Origin of the sequence: Kitasatospora sp. NPDC028055, from assembly GCF_040637885.1 — a bacterium.
In the GTDB taxonomy this organism is placed as follows: Bacteria; Actinomycetota; Actinomycetes; order Streptomycetales; family Streptomycetaceae; genus Kitasatospora.
The window spans coordinates 145,415-168,434 of the sequence record NZ_JBEZXE010000008.1 but is presented as its reverse complement, the minus strand read 5'-3'; the positions used below and the strand labels follow the sequence as shown (position 1 = coordinate 168,434).

Here is a 23,020-nt window from a genome sequence, read left to right as displayed (position 1 = left end):
CGGCCCGACGGGGGAGTGCGGCGGGCCGGGCCGGTGGTCGGCCCGGCCCGCAGGGGGCGGCGGTCGGTCAGGCCTTGATGGTGAGCCAGGCGCCGAGGCCGTTGCAGCCGCGGGCGTCGTAGGTGGTGCTGCGGTAGCCGGCCGGGATCGGCGAGTACGGGCAGGTCCAGATGCCGTTGCGGACCTGCTCGTGGAACCAGGCGCCGACGCCGTTGCAGCCCTGCGGGTTGTAGTTGGTCAGCACGTACCCGGAGACGATCGGCGAGCCCGAGCAGGTCCACAGGCGGTTCTGGGCGGGCTGCTGGAACCACGCGCCGTGGTTGTTGCAGCCGCTGGGGCTGTACATGGTGATGACGTAGCCGCTGGGCACGGGCGCGCCGGAGCAGCTCCAGCCGCCGGTGGCGGAGGCGGTGCCGGTCGCCGCGGTGCCGGTGAAGGCGGCGGCGAGCACGGCGACGGCGGCGGCCGCCCGTCCCAGGCGGGTGGTCAGCTGGCGGAGGGTGCTGGTCACGGCGTCACCGGTCCGATCGGTCGTCCCCGCGCCGCTGTCAGGGCGGCCCGGGGAGGCGGAAGTGCGAGGCTGCGTCGCACCCTAGCGGCGGTGATCAGTTCCCTGATAGGTCAGGATCGCAGGATCTTCACAACTGACCGAAAACGATCCGGCAGACCGCCGCCCTCCGCTGGGCCCTTGTGACTGCGATCGATGGATCCCGGGCCGAGCGTGCTGGGTCACCGCGCGGCCGCTCACCACCACGCAAAGCCGTTGGACAGTCCAAGTCCGCAGCTGACAGGCTCCCGCCTCATGGAGCTACTCGACGTCCTGACGGAACTCGCCCGCTCGGGACAGCTGGGTCCTGTCGCGAACGGCGCAGACTGGAACGCGGTGACCGAGGCGCTCGGCGAGCCCTTCGAGGTGGTCGTCGGGAAGCGGCGGTCCTGGCCGCGTCTGCTCGCTCTCGGCGACCTCGAGCTCAGTGTCTGCCGCTGCCAGAGGATCATCCTGATCTGCCTCCAGACCTGGCGGGACGTCGTCGAGCTCCCTGCGGGCCTGGTCGCCGAGCAGAGGTTCCCCGGCCACCCCACGTACGCGGACGTGATCGCGGCTCTTGACCACGCCGGTTGCGCCTGGCAGCCCTACCCGCCCCTGACCTTCGACGACCAATGCGCCATCCAGGCCATCTCCTCCGGCGTCGTCTTCGTTTTCGAGATCCCCGAAGGAGAGGACCCCATCCTCAACATCGCGGGACCCCAGCCCCACCGACACGACTGTCCGGCTGCCGCCGAGACCCACGCGACACCGTGAGCATGAAGCCGCCACCGGGTTCACGATGAAGCCGGGCTCACCACCTGTCCACCGAACTCACAGGTTCGAGGACGGGCCTCAGCCCTTGTTCGGTGCGGCCGACCTGGCGACCTGCTCGATCTTCGCGCGGTAGGCCGCACGGGCCTCCTCGTCGATGTGCTTCTCGTGTTCGGGACGCATCCCGGTCCGGCCGTCGACGCCCTCGCGCAGGATGTCGGCGTGCCCGGCATGCCGGTTGGACTCGCCGAGGACATGGACCAGGACGGCGAACAGGTTGGTGTTGGGAGCAGGCTCCGGCCACCACGGCACGTGGCCGGGGGCATCGAGGGGAAGTCCGTCGATCGTCGCATCCGAGTGTTCCCACGTGCGCCGGTAGAAGCCGATGATCTGAGCGCGGGTCTCGTCCTCGGTCGCCCACAGATCGCTGCCGTCGGAGTCCTGCCACCGGGACAGCGGTTCCGGGGAAGGGCGGTCGAAGACCTCGCCGAAGTACCTGGCCTCGACGGTGGCCACGTGTTTGACCAGGCCGAGGAGGTTGGTCCCGGTCGCCGTCAGAGGTCGGCGGGCGTCGTACTCGGACAAGCCGTCGAGTTTCCAGAGCAGTGCCTCGCGGTCCCGACGCAGTCTCGTGTGCAGGTTGTCCTTCGCGAAATCATCGATCATGCGGCATGAGCCTGCCATGGGTTGCTCGTGGTCTCAAGATCCCGTAGGTGGTCCGCAAGGGCTCCCGGGCCGTCGCTCGCACACCGTGGTGGGGACAACCCCAGGACGGATCCACCCGCTGGCCGGACTGCGGTTCGAGGGCGACCGATCGTAGCGTCGACGGCATGAACTCCCCACACTCGAACGGAAGATCACGCTCCGTCAGGCGCCGGACCGGCGCTGCGGTGGCCGTAGCCGCCCTGGCCGCCACGACCGTGACGGCAGGGGTGGCGTCGGCGGCCCCGACGGACCGGTCGGACCACGGCGACCGCGGCCGGCTGGTCTCCGCACAGCTGACCGGCACCCTCGACAGCAAGGAGGCCGTCGCCACCGCCCTGACCGCCGCCAAGTACGACGCGGCCGCCGTCCGCTACGGCGTCGACACGTACCGCCTGGAGTACCGGACCGTCGACCCGCAGGGCCGGCCGACCACCGCCAGCGGCCTGCTGGTGCTCCCGCGCGGCGGTGAACACGAGCTGCGGACGGTCTCGTTCACCCACGGCACCGCCTCCTACCGCGGCGACGCCCCCTCCACCACGGCCAGGCCCGGGTTCGTGACCTCGCCCGCCCTCACCTACGCCTCCGCCGGGTTCGCCGCCGTCGCCCCGGACTACCTGGGCCTGGGCACCGGGCCGGGCACCCACCCCTGGATGGACGTGCCGTCCGAGACCACCGCCTCCCTGGACATGCTCCGGGCGGCCCGCGCCTTCGTCCCGCGCACCGGCCGGACCCTGGGCCACGACGTCCTGGTCACCGGCTTCTCCCAGGGCGCCTCGGCGGCGCTGGGCCTCGCCCACGCCCTCCAGGCCGGCGAGGACCGCTGGTTCCACCTCCGCGCCCTCGCCCCGGTCAGCGGCGGCTACGCCTTCCGGGAGGCCGAACTGCCGGCCCTGCTCGACGGCTCCCTGGAACCCAAGTCGAGCGCGCTGTACGCCGCGTACCTGCTCGTCGCCTGGAACCGGCTGCACCACCTGTACGACTCCCCGGGCGAGGTGTTCCAGGCGCCGTACGACCGCACCGTCGAGGCGCTGTTCGACGGCTCGCACACCGGCCCGGAGCTGTTCGCCGGCACGCCCGGCACCGTCGGCGAACTGCTCACCCCGCGCGCCCTCGCGATGCTGCGCCACCCGACCGGCCGCTTCGCCGCGGCGCTCCGGGTGGCCGACGCCACCTGCGACTGGGCGCCGCGAGCCCCCGTCCGGCTCTACGCGGCCGAGGCCGACGAGCAGGCCGCCGACGCCAACACCGACCACTGCGAGGCCGCGCTGCGCGCGCACGGCGCGGACCCGGAGGTCGTCGACCTCGGCACCCCGGACTTCGCGGGCTCCCGCCACCTGGGCTCCAACGTGGCCGCCACGGCCGACATCGTGCGCTGGTTCAGCGCCCTCGGCTGAGCAACGCCTGTCGTGGCGCGAACGATTGAGGCACAACCAGCGGCCGTGACACGGCCGCCGCCCGCTCAGCCGGAGCGCAGCACCCGGAAGCGGTCGGGCGCCGCCGGATCCCGGTCGACCACCTGGACCGGCGGCCACGCCCACTGCCACACGCCGGTGCCGGGCACCCGGGTGAAGCGGATCCGCCCCCGGGTGCCGTCGACGTCGACCCGCGGCCAGGCCGCGGCGACGCGCTCCCGGTCCGCCCCGGCGGAACGCAGCACCTCGGCGAGGACGGTGACGGTGTCGTAGCCCTCGAAGGCGACGAAGGACGGCGCCTCGCCCAGCCGCTCCCGCACGGCCGCCGCGACGCGCTCGCCCGTGACGCCCAGCCGCTCGGGCAGGTAGCGCAGGAACGGGACGGCCGTGCCCTCGTCGCCCAGCAGCTCCTGCCACTGCGTGAACTCCGGCTGCCCGGCCGGGGCACCGATCAGGACCCCGGCGAGGCGCCGGTCACGGCGGACGGCCCGGACGATCGGCACGGCCGGCTCGGGGTGGCCGACCAGCAGCAGCAGGGCCGTCGCGCCGTGCCGGGCGAGCTCCCCGGACAGCTCGGCGGGGGAGAGCGTGCCGGCGTCCAGCTCGACCACGGTGCTGCCGTGCGGAGCCAGCCGCTCGCGCAGGATCCGGGTTCCGGCGGCCCAGTAGACGCTCTGCTGGGCCGCCACGGCGATCCGGCGGTGGCCCGCGTCGAGGAGGAAGTCCGCGTAGATCCGCCAGCCGTGCGACTGGGCCGGGCAGAGCCGGGCGACCCGGTCCGTCGGCCCGTCGGTGAGCGCGTCCAGGACGGCCGAGGAGCAGAGGTACGGCACACCGAGCGCTTCCGCCCGCGCGGCCACCGCCCGGGCGACCACACTGTGGTACTCCCCGGCCACGGCCACCACGCCCAGGCCCGCCAGCTCCTCCACCGCCGCCGCGGCCCGCTGCGGATCGGCCGCCGTGTCCCGGACCAGCAGCTCCAGCGGACGGCCGGCGATCCCGCCCGCGTCGTTGACGTCCCGGACGGCCGTCTCCAGCCCGGTGAGCAGCTGCCGGCCGGCCTCGACCCACCCCGGGCGGCTCAGCGGGACGAGGGCGCCGATCGGCACCGTCGGCCCGTCGGCCCGCTCCGCACCGGCTGACGAAGGTGGCGTACTCATGGGCCGGCGTCTCCCGCCTGACGGTCCGGTGGCAGGAGAGGGCCTGGACCGCCGACCGGCGGGGCCAGGAGGCGCACCTGCGTGATCATGCCGGGCATTGAATCCGGCCCCGGGCCCGGCGGGCAAGCGGTTTTCGCCGGAGCGCGCTGCACCGGCCCCGGCGAAACCGGCCGTGGTCAGTCGCGGGCGAAGCACGCGGCCTGTCCTGCGCGATGACGGCACCCGCGGTGTCGGGGATGTCACCGGGCACCTGTATGTTGATCAGTCGCCGACCCTGCCGCGCTCCCCACCGGGATGCCGACGCCCGGGTCCGGCCCGGACCGGTGCGCGCATCCCGGAGGTCGGGCCGTCGGTGCGGGGGGAACTGCGGAGGGACCTCGGCCCGGGGCGGACAGCCGCTCACCGTCCCGACCTTCCCGAAGGATCCCGTATGACCGTTCCTGTCCCGCCCGACAGCCCGCAGCCGGGGGCGGCGCCCGCCGACGCCGGCCCGGGGACGCCGCTGACCCCGGGGCAGGGCGAGGCTCCAGAACCGGCCGAGGCGCAGGTCGAGGCGCAGGTCGAGGCGCAGGGCCCCGCCGCGGAGCCCGCGCCCGCCGAGGTCGAAGCCGAAGCCGACGCCGACGCTGACGCCGACGTGATCTCGCTCACCAAGGCCGCGGCGCCCGTGCCCGCTGACGCCGGGTCCGACGCCGAGGCCGGGGCCGGGGTTACGGAGCAGGCCGAGGCCCATGGCTCCGCCGAGGAGCCCGCGCCCGTGCCCGCTGACGCCGCGCCTGCCGACGCCGCGCCCGCCGCGCCCGCGCCGGTCGGTGCCCCCGCTGCCATGGGAGCCGAGTCGCCGTTCGCGCCTCCGGCGGCGACCCCGACCCCGACCCCGGCCCCCGCCTCCGCTGCCTACCCGGCCCCGGCTCCGGTCGGTGCCCCGGGTGCCTCCGGTGCGTACCCGGCCGCGCCGTACTGGCAGGGGTACCCGGTGGTCTCGCCCCAGCCCCGCAACGGCCTGGGCATCGCGGGCATGGTGCTCGGGATCGTCGGCACCGTGCTCGGCCTGGCCGTCGTGCTGTTCTGGCTGTCCTGGCTGCCGGCCCTGCTCGCGCTGATCTTCGGCATCATCGGCCTGGGGTACGTGCGCAAGGGTGAGGCGACCAACCGGGGGGTGGCCCTGGCGGGCGTCATCCTGGGCGTCACCGGACTGCTGTTCTCGGTCGGCGGCGGGGTGGTCTTCGCGGTGGTGCTGCACTCCGTGCAGGAGGACGAGAAGACCGACGCGCGCGCCGCCCGGCTCCGCTCCGAGGCCGACGACCGGGCTGCCGCCGACCGGGCGGCGAAGGCCAAGGAGCGGCTCGACGCCGCGAAGAAGAAGTTCGAGGAGGAGCAGCAGGCGAGGGCCGCCGACGAGAAGGCCCGGCACCTGGGCTTCGGCCAGTCCTACACCTTCGCCGACGGGTTGAAGGTCACGATGGCCGCGCCGGCACCGTACGTCCCGGACGAGACCGTGTTCCCCGCGCCGAAGAACAGCACGATCATCCAGGTGCGGATCACCGTCACCAACACCGGCTCCAAGGACGTCTCGCTCGTCGGATCGGGGCTGCCCACCGTCAAGGACGCCAACGGGGGCCTGGTCACCGCGCTGATCGACGGCAGCGGCCGGATGAAGTTCATCGGGAACTCGCTGGCCCCGGGTGCGGAGGCCACCGGAGTCTCCGCGTACGCGCTGCCGAACGCCGCGGCCGACCCGTTCTCCGTCCAGTTCACCTACTACGGCAGCGGGCAGGGCATGAAGTCCGTGACCTGGACCGGCTCGCCGAACTGACCCAGGCTCCGGCACGCCGCGACCCCCGACCCCCGACCTTTGCGGGGCCGGGGGTCGCGGCGTGTGCGGGGCGCGGCGGGCGGTGGCGAGGTGGCACCGACGGCAAATCGCCACCCTGGCCGGAATGATGACCCCGAGTCGGCCGAACTCACGATCTTTCGGACAGTGGACGATCAAGCTCTTGATCTACGGCCGGGTGGCTTCTACATTGCGGTGCAATGTCACACTGAGCCGACCGACGCGGCCTTCCTGGGGGACCGGTGCCGGACACCGCACAGCAAGTACCGCTCCAGACCACCGAGAAGCTGCCCCGGGTGTTCTACCGGCTGGCACTGGGCGACGCGCTCTCCACCTACGGGAGCCAGCTCGACCTGGTGGCGCTGAGCCTGTTCGCCTACGAGGCGGCCGGGAACGCACTCGGCACGGCCGGGTACCTCATCCTGCGCCTGACCGGCGGTTTCGCCGGTGGGCTGGTCAGTGGGCGGCTCGTCGCCCGGGTCGACCGGCGGCGGCTGATGACGGGCTGCGCCCTCGCCCAGGCGGTGGCGCTGGTCGTGGTGGCCCTCGCCCCGGCGTCCGCGCGCATCCCGGTGCTGTACCCGCTCGCGCTGGTCTTCGGCGGCGCGGCCGCGGTGTGCGCCGTCGCGTTGCGCACCAGCATCCCGGAGATGGTCGGAGCTGAGCGCCGGGCCCGTGCCAACAGCCTGATGGCGAGCTGCCGTTCGGCCGCCATGGTGCTCGGCTTCGCCTCCGCCGGGGTGGTGGTGGCCTGGGCCGGGTTCCGCGCGGCGCTGCTGATCGACGCGTCGAGCTTCGTGGTCTTCGCCGCCGTGGTGCTCCGGCTGCCGCTGCGCACCCGGGCCGAACCCGCCGAGCAGGCGGCCGAGCAGGACGCCGACCCGGCCGCGACCGGCGTCGGGCCCGACGACGCTGCCGACGGCGGCAAGACGAAACGATTCGGCAGCCGGTGGCAGGCCCTGGTCGTGCTGCGCGCGGCCCCCGTGGTCGGTGCGATGGCGGCGATCCGACTGCTGGACGCCTTCGGCTCCGCCGCCCACAACATCAGCCTGCCGGTCTTCGCCAACCAGCACGACCCCGGTAACCCGGCCGCGCTGCTGGGCATGTTCTGGGCGACCTGGGCGGTGGGGAACCTCGGAGCCCAACAACTGGTCTCCCGCCTCCTGCTGCGCCGGGGCATCGAACCGGGCGAGCGCGCTTTCGCCCTGGGCACCTGTCTGATGTCCGGCTGCTTCATCCTGGTCTTCACCGGGCTGCCGACCCCGCTGTTCCTCCTGGTGGCGATCGGGGCGGGGCTCGGCGACGGCTTCACCGAGATCTCGTACACCACCCGGATCCAGGCGCTCACCGACGAACGGCGCGGCCAGGCCTTCGGGTTGCTCGCCTCCGCCGAGAACGTCGGCATGGGCACCGGGATGCTGCTGAGCGGATCGCTGCTGGCACTGCTCAGTCCGCTGACCGTGGTCGGCGTCTCGCACGCCGTCCCGATCGTGCTGGCGCTCGGCTTCCTGGTCCTGGTCGGCCGGGCCCGGAAGCGCTGACCCGCGCGGCCCGGAGCCCGTACCGCCGAACCACCGCACACCGCACGGCCGTTCACCCCAAGACCACCCACCGCCCGACCGCACCCGCGACCACCGTGCCACCGCACCCGCAAGTACCGCGCCACCGGATCCGCCGACGCCCCACCGGGCCACCGGCGACCCCGATCCGCCCACCCTCCGCAACCCGGGGCAGCCCTACCCGCGCACGCCCCGCACCGATCCGAAAGGTGCCGTCGCCGATGAGCCCCACCGGTTCCGAGCGCGCCCGGCTGCGCGCCCTGGAGGCCCGGCTGCTGCTGCGTCCCGAGGTCGCCGACTGCGCAGTGCTGCCGGTCGAGCGCGCCGACGGCCGCCGCGGCCTGCTGGCCTACCTGGTGCCCGCCACCGACACCGACCCTGCCGCGCTGCGCCGCCGGGCCACCGCCGCCCTGCTGGACGCCGACCCGGGCACCGAGGTGCACCTCCTGGACGGCATCGTCCGGACCGCGCTGGGCGAACCCGACCGCGCCGCCCTCGCCGCCGCCGTGGCCCGGCCGCCGGCCGGTCCCGGGCCCGCGCTCCGCCACCTGCGCGAACTCTCCCCGAACTGGCGGCCGTTCGGCGCATCCGGCCCGGCCGCGGGTGCCACCCCGGGCGGCCCGACGGCTGCCCCCTCGGAGCCCGGGGCCGTTGAGCCCGGTGCCGAGGAGCCCGGTGCCGAGGAGCCCGGTGCCGAGGAGCCCGGGACCGAGGCGGTCGGCGCCCCGCTGCCCGAGCCGGAGCCGGACGCGCCGCGCACCCTGCCCGAGGCCCTGCTGCGCGCCGCCGAGCGGCACCCGGACCGCGGCCTGCACCTGGTCCGGCCCGACGGCGGGGCGACCAGGCTGACCTACCGCCGGCTGCTGGAGCGGGCCCGGGAGACCCTCACCCTGCTGACCGCCGCCGGGCTGCGGGCGGGCGACCGGGTGATCCTCCAGGTGCCGGACCAGGAGGGCTACTTCACCACCCTGTGGGCCTGTCTGCTGGGCGGCGTGCAGCCGGTCACGGTGGCCCGTCCACCGGCGTACGACCAGCCCAACCCCGTCCTGGAGAAGCTCTGGCACGCCTGGCAGACCCTGGCGGAGCCGCCGGTGCTCGCGGGCGGCCCGGCCGTGGCGGGCCTGGCCCGGCTCGGGGAGCTCTACCCGGCGCCCGGCCTGCGGGTCATCGCGGTCGACCGGCCCGTCGACGGCGGCGCCGCGGCCGTCGGCACCGGCGCCGGCGCCGAGCACGCCCCGGACCCCGGCGAGGTGGCGATCCTCCAGCTCTCCTCCGGCAGCACCGGCCGCTCCAAGGCGGTGCAGATCACCCATCGCGGCATCCTGGAGTACGTGGCCGGCGCGGTCGCCCAGGGCACCCTGCCCGAGGACGTCACCGTCAACTGGCTGCCGTTGGACCACGTCGCCGGGCTGCTGATGTTCCACCTGCGCGACGTGGTGCTGGCCGCCGACCAGGTGCAGGTGCCCACCGAGCTGGTGCTCGCCGACCCGCTGGTCTGGCTGGACACCCTGGAGCGCTACCGGGGCGCGCACTCCTGGTCGCCCAACTTCGGCTACCGGCTGGTCGCCGAGGCGGTGCGGGCGGCCGGCCCCGGCCGGTGCTGGGACCTCTCCTCGGTCAAGTCCCTGATCAACGCGGGGGAGCAGTGCACCGAGGCGGTGCTGGACGAGTTCCTGGCCGCCACCGCTCCGTTCGGCGTCCGGGCGGAGCACGTGCTGCTCGGCTGGGGCATGGCCGAGACCTGCACCGTCATCACCTACAAGCGCTACCACGAGGACGGCGCCCGCCGTCTGGTGCGCACCGACTCGCTGACCGGCCGGCTGGAGCCCGCGGACCCGGACTCCCCGGAGCGCGGCACCGCGTTCCTCAGCATGGGGCGCCCCGCCCCCGGCGCCCGGATGCGGGTGGCGGGCGAGGACGGCCGGGCCCTGCCCGAGCACCGGGTCGGCCGGCTCCAGGTCAACTCCGGCCGGGTGACACCGGGTTACCTGAACAACCCGGCCGCCGACGGCGAGGCCTTCGTCGGCGAGGGCTGGTTCGACACCGGGGACCTCGCCTTCCTGGCCGACGGCGAGGTGGTGCTCACCGGCCGTCGCAAGGAGATCATCATCGTCAACGGGGTGCACCACTTCTGCCACGAACTGGAGGACGTGGTCGCCTCGGTGGCGGGGGTGCGCTCCGGGCACGTCGCCGCCTTCGGGGTCCCGGACGAACGCACCGGCACCGAACAGCTGGTGATCGCCTACGTGCCGAGCGACCCGGCCGCCCCCGCCGCCCCGGTGGCCGCCGAGGTCCGCCAGGTGCTGGCCGCCCGACGGCAGCCGGCCCCCGCCCTGGTGCTGCCGGTGCCGGCGGCCGAGTTCCCGCGCACCACCAGCGGCAAGATCCAGCGCACCGCCCTGCGCGCACGCCTGCTCGACGGCGAGCTCGACGAGCACATCGTGGCGCTCGACCTGGCGGAGGCCAACGCCCGGACCGTGCCGGACTGCGTGCGCCGGATCGTCTGGGAACCCCGCCCGGCGCCGGACGCCCCCGAAGCTCCGGAGAGTATCGAGGATTCCGAGAGATCCGAGAGTCCCGAAGATTCCGAGGGTTCCGGGTCCGGGGGGCCGACCCTGCTGCTCGGCCCGGCCGGCCCCGGCACCCTCGCCCAGGCACTGGCCGCCGCCCTGCCGGGGGCCGTCCTGGTGGAGCAGCCGCCGACCGCCGACCCCGCGCAGTGGCGACGGGCGCTCGGCGCCGAACGCCCCGGGCGGGTGGTGCACCTCTGGGGCGCGGACGGCGGGCCCGCCTCACCGGCGGGCAGTGTGCCGCCGGACGAAGCCCTGCTCGCCCTGCTGTGCGCCCTCGCCGACCGGCCGCCGACCGGTGAGCTGGTCACCGTCAGCGCCGGGCTGCACGCCGTGCTGCCCGGCGAACTCCCCGACCCGGCAGCGGCGTTGACGGCGGCGCTGACCGCCGGGGCGAGGGCCGAGCAGCTGGTGCCCGCCGCCCGGCACATCGACCTGCCGGTCGGCCCGCCGACCGCCGAGCAGGCCGCCGCCCTGCTCGCCCTGCTGGCCGAGCCCCGGCCGGAGCCGGAGAGCGCCTGGCGCCGGGGCCGCCCCTGGATGCCCCGGCTCGGACCGGTCGAGACCGACACCGAGGCCGCCGATGTCGACGCCGAGGCCGACGCCGACGGCAAGGTCGAGGCCGCTGCCGCCGGCGGCTGTTCGCTGCTCTCGCCCGGCGCCCGCTACCTGGTCACCGGCGGCCTCGGCGGGATCGCCGCCGAACTGCTGCCCGGCCTGCTGCGCGACCACGGCTCCCGGCTGCTGCTGATCGGTCGCACCGACCTGGACGCGCCCACCGCCGAGGCGGCCGAACGCCGCGCCGCGCTGCACCGGCTGTCCGGTTACGGCGGCCGGGTCGACTACCGCCGCGCCGACGTGACGGACCGCGAGCAGCTGGCCGCCGTGGTCGCCGAGGCCGAACGGGACTGGGGAGCACCGCTGGACGGCGTGCTCCACCTGGCCGGCGCCTACCGGATCGCCCTGCTCTCCGGCACCGGCCCGGAGGACTGGCGGGAGGCGGTGCGCGCCAAGACCACCGGCACGGACCACCTCGTCGAACTCGTCCGGCAGCGCCCCGGCGCCCAGTTCGTCGGCTTCTCCTCGATGGTCGGCCTCCAGGAGGCCGTCGGCTCCACCGCGTACGCCGCCGCCAACCGCTACCTGGAGAGCGCGGTCGAACGGCTGCACCGGGAGACCGGCACCCCGGCCTGGACGATCTCCTGGGGGCTGTGGAGCCGGGTCGGCATGAACCGCGCCACCGACCACGAGCAGGCCTCCGCCGCCCGGGGCATCGCCGTGCTGAGCGCCGCGCACGGCCGCCGACTGGCCGCGCTGCTGCTGGCCGGCGCCCCGGGCCGCTGGTACGCCGGGCCCGACCCGAGCGCCCCCGCCGCACGCCGCCACCTGCTGGCCACCGCACCCCGGCCGATCGCGGAGGCGCCGGCCGGCCGTACGGACGAGCACCGGCCCCCGCAGCCGACCGCCGCCCGGCCCGTCGTCACGGATCCCGCCGCCCGGAACGCCCCCGCCGACCGGAACGCCCCGGCCGCCGCCGAGCTGCGCCGCACCGTCCTGGACGCCTTCGAGACGGTCCTCGACGCCCCGCTCGACCCGGCCCGCCCGCTGACCGAACTCGGCATCGGCTCCCTCCAGTTGATGCGGGTGCACGGCGCCCTCAGCGCGGCCCTGCCGACACCCCCGGCACCCACCGAACTGTTCCGGCACCCCACCGTGGACGCCCTGATCGCCCACCTGACCGAGGCCCCCGCGCCCGCCCCGGCCACCGCCACCGGGGCGGCGGCCGGTGCCCCGGTCGGCGACGACCGCAGGATCGCCGTCGTCGGCCTGGCCCTGCGCTTCCCCGGCGCCGACACCCCCGAGCAGTACTGGCGCAACATCGTCGACGGCGTCCGCAGCACCACCCGGTTCACCGAGAAGGAGCTGGCGGCGGCCGGACTGCGCCCCGAGGAGTACCGGCACCCCGACTTCGTCCCGGTGACCGGGGCGCTGCCCGACACCGACCACTTCGACGCCGAGGCCTTCGGCATCAGCGGCACCGAGGCCGCGCTGATGGACCCCCAGCAGCGCCTGCTGCTGGAGATCTGCCGGCAGGCCCTGGAGGACGGCGGCTACGACGCCCCCGACCCGCACCGCCGGGTCGGCGTCTTCGCCGGCACCGGGATGACCCTCTACGCGCTGCGCACCTACTACCAGCACACCCTGGCCGGCACGGCCGACCCGGCCCAGCCGGTGTCCGCGCTGCAGACCGCGATCGGAAACCAGGCCGACTTCGCCGCCACCCGGGTCGCCTACCGGCTGGGCCTGACCGGCCCGGCGATCGGCGTGCAGACCGCCTGCTCCACCTCGCTGGTCGCGGTGCACCTGGCGGCGCAGTCGTTGCTCGCCGGGGACTGCGACCTGGCCCTGGCCGGGGCCGCCGCCCTGCACATCCCGCAGGCCGCCGGATACCGCTACGAGGAGGGGTCGATCCTCTCGCCCGACGGCGAGTGCCGGGCCTTCGACGCGGAGGCCGCCGGCACCGTCGGCGGCAACGGCGTCGCGGCCGTGCTGCTCAAGCGCCTGGACCGGGCCCTGGCGGACGGCGACACCGTGCACGGCGTCATCCTCGCCTCCGCCGTCAACAACGACGGCGGGCTCAAGGTCGGCTACACCGCGCCCAGCGTGGACGGACAGGCGGCCGTGATCGGCCGGGCCCTCGACCTGGCCGGGGTGCCGGCCGAGAGCGTCGGCTACGTCGAGGCGCACGGCACCGGCACCCCGCTGGGCGACCCGATCGAGTTCCGGGCCCTGGCCCAGGCGTTCCGGGCCCGGACGCAGGCCGCCGACTTCTGCTCGCTCGGCTCGGTCAAGCCCAACATCGGCCACCTGGACACCTGCGCCGGAATGGCCGGGCTGATCAAGGCCCTGCTGGTGCTGCGGCACGGCACCGTCCCGCCGCTGGTCAACTTCGACCGCCCCAACCCGGCGCTGGAGCTCGCCGGGAGCCCGTTCCGGCTCTCCGCCGAGCGCCGCGACTGGCCGGCCGGCGCCACCCCGCGCCGGGCCGGGGTCAGCGCGCTGGGCGTCGGCGGCACCAACGCCCACCTGGTGCTGGAGGAGGCCCCGGCGGCGGCCGTGCCCGGCGCCGCCGACGGCCCCCGGCAGGCGGCGCCGACCGTCCTGCCGCTGTCCGCCCGTACGGAACAGGGCCTGACCGCCCTGGCCGGGCTGCTGCGCGACCGCCTCGCGGCCGGGCCGGCGCCCGCCCCCGGCGACCTGCTGCTCACCCTGGGCGGCGGGCGCCGCGCCCTGCGCCACCGGCTGGCCGTCACCGGCGCCGGTCCGGCGGAGCTGCTCCGCGGCCTGGAGGCCCACCTGGCGGGCCGCACCTCGGGAACCGCGCCGGTGTGCCGCGAGGCCCCGCGCGGTGACGTCCGGCCGGTGCTGCTCTTCACCGGCCAGGGCGCCCAGTACCGGGGCATGGCGGCCGGACTCCACCGCGCCTTCCCGGTCTTCCGGGCCGTGCTGGAGGAGTGCGACCGGCTGCACCGCGAGGCCTGGGACGAACCGCTGCTGCCGCTGCTGCTCGACCCCGTGCCGGAGGGCGCCGCCGACGACTGGACCACCGAGGCCGCGCAGCCCGCGCTGTTCGCCCTGCAAGCGGCCCAGCTGCGGCTCTGGCAGGAGCTGGGACTGCGCCCGGCCGCGGTCGCCGGGCACAGCGCCGGTGAGTACGCGGCCTTCCACGCGGCCGGTGCCCTGGACCTCGCCGACGGGATGTTCCTCACCGCGCTGCGCGGCCGGCTGATGCACCGGGCGACCGCTCCCGGCGCCATGACGGCGGTGATGGCCGGCCCGCAGCGGCTCGCCGAACTCGCCGACCGGCTGCCCGGGGTGGAGCTCGCCGTGGTCAACGGCGCCGGCCAGTGCGTGCTGTCCGGCCCGCCGCGCGAGATCGCGGCCGCCGAGGCCGTCCTGGCCGCCGAGGGCGTGAACACCGAACGGCTCGCCACCGACCGGGCCTTCCACTCCCGGCTGCTCGACCCGGTGCTCGAACCGTTCCGCGAGCAGCTCGCCCGGCTGCGGCTGCGGCCGCTGACCGTACCGCTGGTGAGCAACCTGGGCGGCGAGGTGCTGGCCCCCGGCACCGTGCCCGCGCCCGACTACTTCGTCCGGCAGACCCGGGAGAGCGCCCGCTTCGACCAGGTGCTCGCCGCCCTGGACGGGCAGGGCCACGAGCTGTTCCTGGAGCTCGGCCCGCACCCGACGCTCACCGGCATGGGCCGCCGGGAGCTGCCGCACCGCCACTTCGTGGCCGGTGCCCGGCGCGGCGCCCCGCAGGAGCCGCAGTTCGATGCCGCGGCCGGGGCGCTGTGGTCCCACGGCGTCCCGATCGACTGGGCGCGGTTCGCCGCCGCCCGCGACTGGCCGGACGGCCCGGCCCGCCGGGTGCCCCTGCCGACCACCGTCTACCAGCGCCGCCGCCACTGGTTCACCGCCCCCGACCGGCCGACCACCGAGGACCCCGCCATGCACCAGGCACCGCCGCCCCAGCAGACCGCCCCGGCGCCCGTCGTCCCCGCGCCGGCCGTCCCCGCGTCCACCGTCCCGGCCGCCGCCGCGAGCCCCGAGCAGCTCGCCGAGGAGGCGGTGCTGCGCCGGGTGCTGGAGCAGACGGCCCGCCAGCTGGGCCACGACGAGGGGGCGGTCGGCGCCGACGACCCCTTCTTCGACCTGGGCGCCGACTCGCTCGGGATGATCAACATGATCCGGGACCTGGAGCGTGCCTTCCGGGTACGGATCTCGATGCGCGAACTGTTCGAGGCGGCGGACACCCCGGCCCGGCTGGCCGGGCTGATCGCCGACCGGCTGGAGCCGGACGTCCGGGACGCGCTGCTGCCGGCGGCCGCGCCGGAGCCGGTCGCGGTGCCCGAGCCGGTCGCGGCCCCGGCTCCCCAGGCGGCCGCGCCCGTTCTCCCCGCAGTGCCCGCCGCCCCCGCACCCGCCGCGCCCGTACCGGCCGTCCCGTCCGCACCCCCGGTTCCGGTCGCGTCCGCCCCGGTGACCGACGGCACCGGCCTGATCGAGCGCCAGCTCGCGCTCCTCGGCCAGTTCTCCGACCTGATGCGCGACCAGCTCGGCCTGCTGGCCGGAACGGGGATGGCGACGGCGACCGCGACCGCAACCGGGGTGGTGCCACCCGCGCCCCTCCAAACCGCGGCCCCCGTCGCCCTGCCACCGGCCGTCGCCCCCGCCGTCCAGGCCATTCCCGCCCCCGCAACCCCCGCAACCCCCGCGCCCGCCGCCCCGCAGGTGCACGGCCCCCGGGTGACCGTCTCCCGCGAGTCCGGCATGGCCGCCGGCGGCCTGACCGAGCAGCAGCGCGCCCATGTGGACGGCCTGGTCGCCCGCTTCACCGCCCGCACCGCCGCCTCCAAGGCGGTCACTCGCCGCCACCGCCGCACCCTCGCGGACAGCCGCGCCGTGGTCGGCTTCCGCTCCGCCACCAAGGAGATGCTCTACCCGCTCGCCGCCCGCCGGGCCCGGGGCTCCCGGCTGGAGGACCTCGACGGCAACACCTACGTCGACATCACCATGGGCTTCGGCGTCCTGCTCTTCGGCCACGACCCGGAGTTCGTCGCCGAGGCCGTCCGCGAGCACCTGGCCAGCGGGCTGCGGCTGGGCCCGCGCGGTCCGGAGACCGGGGAGGCCGCCGAGCTGCTGGCCGAGCTGACCGGCACCGAGCGGGTCGCCTTCGCCAACTCCGGCACGGAGGCGAACGCCGGGGCGATTCGGCTCGCCCGCGCCTTCACCGGCCGGGACAAGATCGTCATGTTCGAGGGCTCCTACCACGGCCACTTCGACCACACCCTGGGCCGGACGGTGGGCCACGGCGCCGACCGGGAGACCGTCCCGGTGTCGAGCGGCATCCCCGCCAGCGCCGTCGCCGACCTGATCGTGCTGCGGTACGGCGATCCGCAGAGTCTCCAGGTCATCGAGGAGCTCGGCGACCGGATCGCCGCCGTGCTGGTCGAGCCGGTGCAGAGCCGTCACCCGGGGCGCCAGCCGGTCGAGTTCGTCCGCTCGCTGCGCGAACTGACCGCCCGCCGCGGCATCGTGCTGCTCTTCGACCAGATGCTCACCGGCTTTCGGCCCCACCTGCGCGGCGCCGAGGGCTTCTGGGGCGTGACCCCGGACCTCTCCACCTACGGCAAGGTGCTCGGCGGCGGCTACCCGATCGGCGCGATCGCCGGGCGGGCCGACATCCTGGACGGGATCGACGGCGGCCACTGGGACTACGGGGACGACAGCTACCCGCCCAAGGACACCACCTTCTTCGGCGGCACCTACATCCAGCACCCGCTGGCGATGACCGCGGCCGGCGCCGTGCTGCGCCACCTCAAGGAGGCCGGCCCCGGCCTCCAGGAGCGGCTGAACGCCCGCACCGACGAACTGGCCGCGACCCTCAACGGGTTCTTCGAGGAGGAGGAGTTCCCGCTCCGGCTGGCCCACTTCGGCTCGCTGTTCCGGTTCGAGCCGCGGGCCGACGTGGAGCTGTTCTTCCCGGAGCTGCTGACCCGCGGGGTCTACGTCTGGGAGTGGCGCAACTTCTTCCTCTCCACCGCCCACACCGACGGCGACCTGGAGTTCGTGGTCGACGCCGTCCGGGAGTCGCTGCGCGGCCTGCGGCGCGGCGGCTTCTTTCCGGCCCCGCCCGGCGTGCGGGTCCCGGCCCCGCGCCCGGCGGCCGCCGAACTGCCCCCGTCCGAGCCGGAGACCGGCACCGCCCCCGTGCCGTACCACCCGGTGAGCGACCCGCAGCGCCCGGTCGACTTCAGCCTCTACTTCTTCGGCGACTACCCCCTGGACTCCCCGGAGGACGAGAAGTACCGCATCGTCCTGGAGAGCGCCCGCTTCGCCGACCGGCACGACTTCCACGCCGTCTGGCTGCCGGAGCGCCACTTCCACTCCTTCGGCGGGATCTTCCCCAACCCCTCGGTGCTGGCCGCCGCGCTGGCCCGGGAGACCAGCCGGATCCGGCTCAACGCGGGCTGCGCGGTGCTGCCGCTGCACCACCCCGTCCGGGTGGCCGAAGAGTGGTCGGTGGTGGACAACCTGTCCGGCGGCCGGGTCGGCCTGGGCTGCGCCAGCGGCTGGCACCCCAACGACTTCCTGTTCTTCCCGGAGAACTACGGCGGCCACAAGGAGCTGATGCACCGCCAGATCGACACCGTCCGGGCGCTGTGGCGGGGCGAGCCCTACCGCGGCCGCAACGGCAACGGGGAGCCGATCGAGGTGACCCTGCACCCGCGCCCGTTGCAGGAGCAGCCGCCGATGTTCACCGCGATCGTCGGCAACCCGGACAGCTTCCGCGAGGCAGCCCGGCACGACCTCGGCGTGATCACCAACCTGATGACCCAGGACATCGCCCAACTCGCCGAGAACGTCGCCCTCTACCGGCGCACCCGGGCCGAGCACGGCCTGGACCCGGAGGCCGGCCGGGTCGTCGTGCTGGTCCACACCTACCTGGGCACCGACCTCGCCACCGCCCGCGAGCAGGCCTACCGCCCGTTCTGCCACTACCTGCGCTCCTCGCTCTCGCTGTTCGGGCAGATGGCCAACAGCCTCGGCCTGACCCTGGACTTCGAGCACACCCGCGAGGAGGACCTGGAGTTCGTGCTGGAGCGCGCCTACGAGCGCTACTGCGCCTCGCGCGCCCTGATCGGCACCCCGGAGAGCGTCGGGTCCGTGCTCGCCGAGCTGCGGGCGGCCGGCGCGGACGAGATCGCCTGCTTCGTCGACTTCGGGCTCGCCCCCGACCTGGTGGCCGCCGGCCTGCCGCAGATCGACGCGCTGCGCCGCTCCACCGAGCGCGGCGCCGCACTGTCCTACGCGCAGCAGCGGATGTGGTTCCTGCACCGGATGCTGCCCGACGCCGCCCAGTACAACGAGGTCAAGGCCGTCGAACTGGACGGCCCGCTGGATCCGGAGGCGCTCGACACCGCGCTGCGCGCGCTGGTGGAACGGCACGTCGGGCTGCGCACCGTCTTCCGGGAGCAGGACGGCGAACCGTTCCAGCAGGTGCTCCCGGCGCCGGACGGCCCGGTGCTGGAGCGGGTCCCGGTGCACGGGCCGGCCGAGGAGGCGGTGGCCGGGCTGGTCGCCGCCGAGGGCGCCCGCCGCTTCGACCTGGCCGAGGGCCCGCTGTTCCGCGCCGGGCTGCTGGCGACCGGGCCGGACCGGCACGTCCTGGTGCTGTCGATGCACCACATCGTGATCGACACCCTGTCCACCGTGGTGATCACCCGGGAGCTGGGGGAGCTGTACCGGGCGGCCCGGGAACGGCGGCCGCACCGGCTGCCCGCGCTCACCACCACCCCGGCCGCCGAAGCCGCCCGGGAGCGGGCCGCGGTGGCCGCCGGGGCGTACCAGGAGAGCCTCGACCACTGGCGCAAGGTGCTGGGCGGCGAGCTGCCGGTGCTGACCCTGCCCACCGACCGCCCCCGCCCCGCCGTACCGGACGGCCGCGGCCGCGCCCACGTCCGCCATCTGCCCGCCGAACTCTCTGCAGGCGTACGGGAGTTGGCCCGCGACCGGCGTTCGACCCTGTTCATGGTGCTGCTCACCGCCTTCGCCGGGGTGCTCCAGCGCTACAGCGGCCAGGACGAGGTGGTGCTGGGCACCCCGCTGGCCAACCGGGCGGACGGCACCGAGGACCTGGTCGGCTTCTTCGTCAACACGCTGGCGCTGCGGCTGGACCTCTCCGGCGAGCCGGACTTCGCCGAGGCGCTGGACCGGGTCCGCTCCACCGCGCTGGACGGCTACGAGCACCAGCAACTGCCCTTCGAGGTCCTGGTCCAGGAACTGAACCCGCAACGGGACACCAGCCGCAACCCGCTCTTCCAGGTCATGGTCGAGTTCGAGAACCACGCGGTCTTCGAGCTGGACCTGCCCGGGGTGACGGCCCGCCCGCTGGACCATGTCGTCGACCGCTCCGCCTTCGACCTGGCGCTCTTCCTCACCAACCTCCCCGAGGGCATCCGCTGCCACGTGGAGTACGCCGAGAGCCTGTTCGACCGGGCCACGGTGGACCGGCTGTTCGACGCCTTCGAGCGACTGCTGGCCGCCGCCGTCGCCGACCCGGCCCGACCGCTCACCGAGCTGACGGCCGCCCCCGCCGACCCCGCCCTGGAGTGCGGCCCGGAGGCGGAGCCGACGCCCGCGCACCCGCTGGCCCGGGTGGCGGCCACCGTGGCCGACCGGCCGGAGGCCGTCGCGGTGGTCGCGGCCGACGGCACCCCGACCGACTACCGGACGCTGTACGCCAGGGCCGAGGAGCTGGCCCGCCGGCTGCTGGCCGCCGGGGTGCGCGAGGGCGACCGGGTGGCCGTGCTGCTGCCGCGTTCGGCGGACCAGGTGGCCGCGCTGCTGGCGGTGCTGCGGCTGGGCGCCGTGCTGGTGCCGATCGACCCGGTGCAGGGCGCGGAGCGCTGCCGACTGATCGCCGCGGACAGCGCCCCGACCGTGCTGCTCACCGCCCGGGGCACCGACCTGATGGGCATCTCGCTGCCGACGGTCCACACGGACGCCGAGGCCGACGCCACGCCCTCGGCGGTGGAACTGCCGCCGCTGCCCGTCCCCTCCGCGCAGGCCGCCGCGTACCTGCTGTACACCTCCGGCTCCACCGGCCGGCCCAAGGGCGTGCTGATGCACACCCTCGCCCTGGCCTCGTTCCTGGTCTGGAACGTCGCCGACCACCCGGCCGCCCGCACCCTCCAGTACGCCTCCTGCGGCTTCGACGTCAGCGTCCAGGAGGTGCTGACCACACTGGCCGGCGGCGGCACCCTGCTGCTGATCGAGGAGGAGACCCGCTACGACATCACCGCGCTGGCCGCCGTGGTCCGCGCCACCCGGGCCGAGCGGCTGCACCTGCCGTACACCCCGCTGGCCGCGCTGGTCGAGGCCCTCGGCGACGAACCCGTCCCGCACCTGCGCGAACTGATCCAGGGCGGCGAGCAGTTGCTGCTCACCCCCGCCCTGCGCGCCTTCCTGGCCCGCAACCCCGGCTGCGCGCTGGTCAACCACTACGGCCCGACCGAGACCCACGGGGTCACCTCCGGCCGGATCGACCCGGACGGGCCGGACCACGCCTCGATCGGCCGCCCGGTGCCGGGCAACCGGATCGTGCTGCTGGACGCCGCCGGGCGGCCCGTCCCGGCGGGAGCGGTCGGCGAGATCCACGCGATCGGCGTCCAGGTCGGGCTCGGCTACCACGGCCGGCCGCAGGAGACCGCCGCCGTCTTCACCGACACCCCGGAGGGCCGCCGCTACCGCACCGGCGACCTCGGCCGCTGGCGGCCGGACGGCACCCTGGAGTACCTCGGCCGGGCCGACCGCCAGGTCAAGGTGCGCGGCTACCGGGTCGAGCCCGGCGAGGTCGAGACCGTGCTGCGGACCGTACCGGGCGTGCGCGGCGCGGCCGTGACCGGACGCCGCACCCCGGCGGGCACCACACTGGCCGGGTACGTGCGGTGCGCGGCCGCCGACCTGCCCCGGGTCCGCGACCAGCTGGCCGACCTGCTGCCCGAGCACATGGTGCCGGGGCTCTGGGCCGCCGTCGAGGAGCTGCCGTTCAACCTCAACGGCAAGCTCGACACCGCCGCCCTGCCGGAACCGCTGCCGCTGGGCGCCGGACTGGCCGCCGTCGCCCCGGCCACCGAGCTGGAGCGCACCGTGCAACGGCTGTGGGAGGAGGAGCTCGGCCGCCCCGCGGGCGTGGAGACCTCCTTCTTCGACCTCGGCGGCCACTCGCTGGCCGCCACCCGGCTGCTGAACCGGGTCCGCGAGGCCACCGGGCTGCGGATCGGCGTGCTGGACTTCTTCCGCCGGCCCACCGTCCGCGCGATGGCCGCGCACCTGCCGGCCGCCCAGGAGCGCCCGGCCCCGGCCTACGAGGAGGGCACGCTGTGACCGCCCCCGCACCCGCCCCCGCCCCCGCACCCGGCCCCGCCCCCGCGTCCACCGGCACCGATCACGACTGGGACCGCCTGCTCCGGCTGCTCGACGAGCGCGGGATCGTGCTGCGCACCACCGGCGAGCGGCTCGGCTACCTCGCTCCGGCCGGCGCGCTGGACGAGGAGGCCGCCGGGCTCGTCCGGGCGCACCGGGAACGACTGCTGGCCGTCCTCACCGGCTCCGGCGCGGCGCTCGCCGCCGCGCCGGCCGGGTTGGCCCAGCACCGGCTGTACCGGATGCACGGCCGCTCCGCCGACCCGGCGGTGTGGAACATCACCCAGCGCATCACCCTGCGCGGGCCGATCGACCCCGAGCGGCTGGCCGCCGCCCTCACGGCGCTGAGCGAGCGCCACGAGAGCCTGCGGACCCGCTACCAGGACACCGAGCTGGGCCTGCTCCAGCAGGTGCGGCCCAACACCCCGGTGGAGCTGCCGGTCGAGGACCTGCGCACGCTCGCCCCCGCCGCCCAGGACGCGACGCTCGCCGAGGCCACCCGGGCCGAGGGCGCCCTGCCGTTCGACCTGGACGGCGACCGGCTGCTGCGCGCCCGGCTGCTCCGCACGGCCGAGGACGTCTGGGTACTGCTGCTGTCGCTCCACCACATCGTGGTCGACGGCTGGTCCCTGGCCACCCTGCTGGCCGACCTGGGCGCGCTGTACCGCCGGGACGGCGCTCCGCTGCCGGACCCCGGCCGGATGACCGACCACGCCTGCTGGGAGCGGACCGTGGTCACGCCGGCCGCCGTCACCGAAGCGCTCGACCACTGGGCCCACGTCCTGGGGGACACCCCGCCGGCGGTGGACCTGCCCACCGACCGGCCGCGCCCCGACCAGCGCTCCGGGCGCGGCGGCACCCTCGCCTTCCGCGTCCCGGCGGCGCTGGCCGGCGCGGTGGGCCGCTGCGCCGCCTCGCGCTCCACCACCGCCTCGGCGGTGCTGCTGGCCGGCTACGCCCGGCTGCTCGGCGAGCTGACCGGGGCGGCGGAGACCCTGGTGGTGCTCTCGTACGCCAACCGCACCCGGCCGGTGGACGAGCGGGTCGTCGGCCTGCTCACCACCGGCCTGCCGATCCGGCTGCCCACCCGCCCGCCGGGCGGGTTCGGGGCCGCGGTGGACACGGCGGCGAGGGCGGTGGCCACCGCCCTGGACCACGCCACGGTGCCCTTCGGCCACCTGATCGAACCGCTGCGCGAGCGCGGCGTCGGGCTGCCGGCCGGCTACCCGCAGGTCCTGCTCGCGGTGCAGAGCACCCCGGCGATCGCCCTCGACCTCCCCGGCCTGGCCGTCGAGGTCGAGGACGTGCCGGGCCCGTCCACCCGCGCCGACCTCTCCGTGCTCCTCACCCCGGACGCGGACGGCTACGCGGGCCTGGCCGAGTACGACGCCGACCTGTTCGACCCGGAGACGGTGCGGTCCTGGCTGGAGCGGATGGTGGCGGGCCTGGCCCGGGAGCTGACGGGCTGACCGCCCCTGACTGCCCCTA

Annotated in this window: 9 protein-coding genes; 6 read left to right on the top strand and 3 right to left on the bottom strand. The window is 75.7% G+C overall.

Annotated elements, in window-relative coordinates:
• Positions 1–67 precede the first annotated feature (67 nt).
• Positions 68–511 (bottom strand): hypothetical protein, encoded by a 444-nt coding sequence (locus tag AB0F71_RS12555; protein ID WP_360231716.1) that lies wholly within the window; start codon positions 509–511, stop codon positions 68–70.
• 291 nt (positions 512–802) lie between these two features.
• On the opposite strand from AB0F71_RS12555, the gene AB0F71_RS12550 reads away from it, so the two are divergent.
• Positions 803–1,303, top strand: a complete 501-nt coding sequence (locus AB0F71_RS12550) for a hypothetical protein (protein ID WP_360231713.1) — start codon at positions 803–805, stop codon at positions 1,301–1,303.
• A 78-nt stretch (positions 1,304–1,381) separates the two neighbouring features.
• On the opposite strand, the gene AB0F71_RS12545 is transcribed toward AB0F71_RS12550, so the two are convergent.
• The gene (locus tag AB0F71_RS12545) at positions 1,382–1,966 is read right to left on the bottom strand and encodes a DinB family protein (protein WP_360231710.1); all 585 of its coding nucleotides are present in this window, start codon (positions 1,964–1,966) and stop codon (positions 1,382–1,384) included.
• 224 nt (positions 1,967–2,190) lie between these two features.
• On the opposite strand from AB0F71_RS12545, the gene AB0F71_RS12540 reads away from it, so the two are divergent.
• Entirely contained in the window at positions 2,191–3,399 is a 1,209-nt protein-coding gene (locus AB0F71_RS12540) for a lipase (RefSeq protein WP_360231707.1), read from the top strand.
• A gap of 65 nt (positions 3,400–3,464) precedes the next feature.
• Here the strand turns inward: AB0F71_RS12540 and AB0F71_RS12535 are convergent, their stop codons facing one another.
• Positions 3,465–4,577 (bottom strand): ABC transporter substrate-binding protein, encoded by a 1,113-nt coding sequence (locus AB0F71_RS12535; RefSeq protein WP_360231704.1) that lies wholly within the window; start codon positions 4,575–4,577, stop codon positions 3,465–3,467.
• 430 nt (positions 4,578–5,007) lie between these two features.
• Between AB0F71_RS12535 and AB0F71_RS12530 the strand changes: the two genes are divergently transcribed.
• From AB0F71_RS12530 to AB0F71_RS12515, 4 genes are all read left to right on the top strand, one after another.
• Complete coding sequence (locus AB0F71_RS12530; protein WP_360231701.1) at positions 5,008–6,393, top strand: DUF4190 domain-containing protein; 1,386 nt, start codon at positions 5,008–5,010, stop codon at positions 6,391–6,393.
• 260 nt (positions 6,394–6,653) lie between these two features.
• Positions 6,654–7,952 carry an MFS transporter gene (locus tag AB0F71_RS12525; protein ID WP_360231698.1) on the top strand — a complete coding sequence of 433 codons (1,299 nt, stop codon included), beginning with the start codon at positions 6,654–6,656 and terminating at the stop codon, positions 7,950–7,952.
• Between the two features lie 239 nt (positions 7,953–8,191).
• A complete protein-coding gene (locus AB0F71_RS12520; protein ID WP_360231695.1) occupies positions 8,192–21,493 on the top strand; it encodes a MupA/Atu3671 family FMN-dependent luciferase-like monooxygenase in 13,302 nt (4,433 codons plus the stop codon).
• The gene (locus AB0F71_RS12515) at positions 21,490–23,001 is read left to right on the top strand and encodes a condensation domain-containing protein (protein ID WP_360231692.1); all 1,512 of its coding nucleotides are present in this window, start codon (positions 21,490–21,492) and stop codon (positions 22,999–23,001) included. Before AB0F71_RS12520 ends, AB0F71_RS12515 begins: the two co-directional genes overlap by 4 nt.
• Positions 23,002–23,020 lie beyond the last annotated feature (19 nt).

Coding starts and splice junctions, on each gene's coding strand:
- AB0F71_RS12550 (WP_360231713.1), top strand. CDS start 803: ATGGAGCTACTCGACGTCCTGACGGAACTCGCCCGCTCGGGACAGCTG.
- AB0F71_RS12545 (WP_360231710.1), bottom strand. CDS start 1,966: ATGATCGATGATTTCGCGAAGGACAACCTGCACACGAGACTGCGTCGG.
- AB0F71_RS12535 (WP_360231704.1), bottom strand. CDS start 4,577: ATGAGTACGCCACCTTCGTCAGCCGGTGCGGAGCGGGCCGACGGGCCG.
- AB0F71_RS12530 (WP_360231701.1), top strand. CDS start 5,008: ATGACCGTTCCTGTCCCGCCCGACAGCCCGCAGCCGGGGGCGGCGCCC.
- AB0F71_RS12520 (WP_360231695.1), top strand. CDS start 8,192: ATGAGCCCCACCGGTTCCGAGCGCGCCCGGCTGCGCGCCCTGGAGGCC.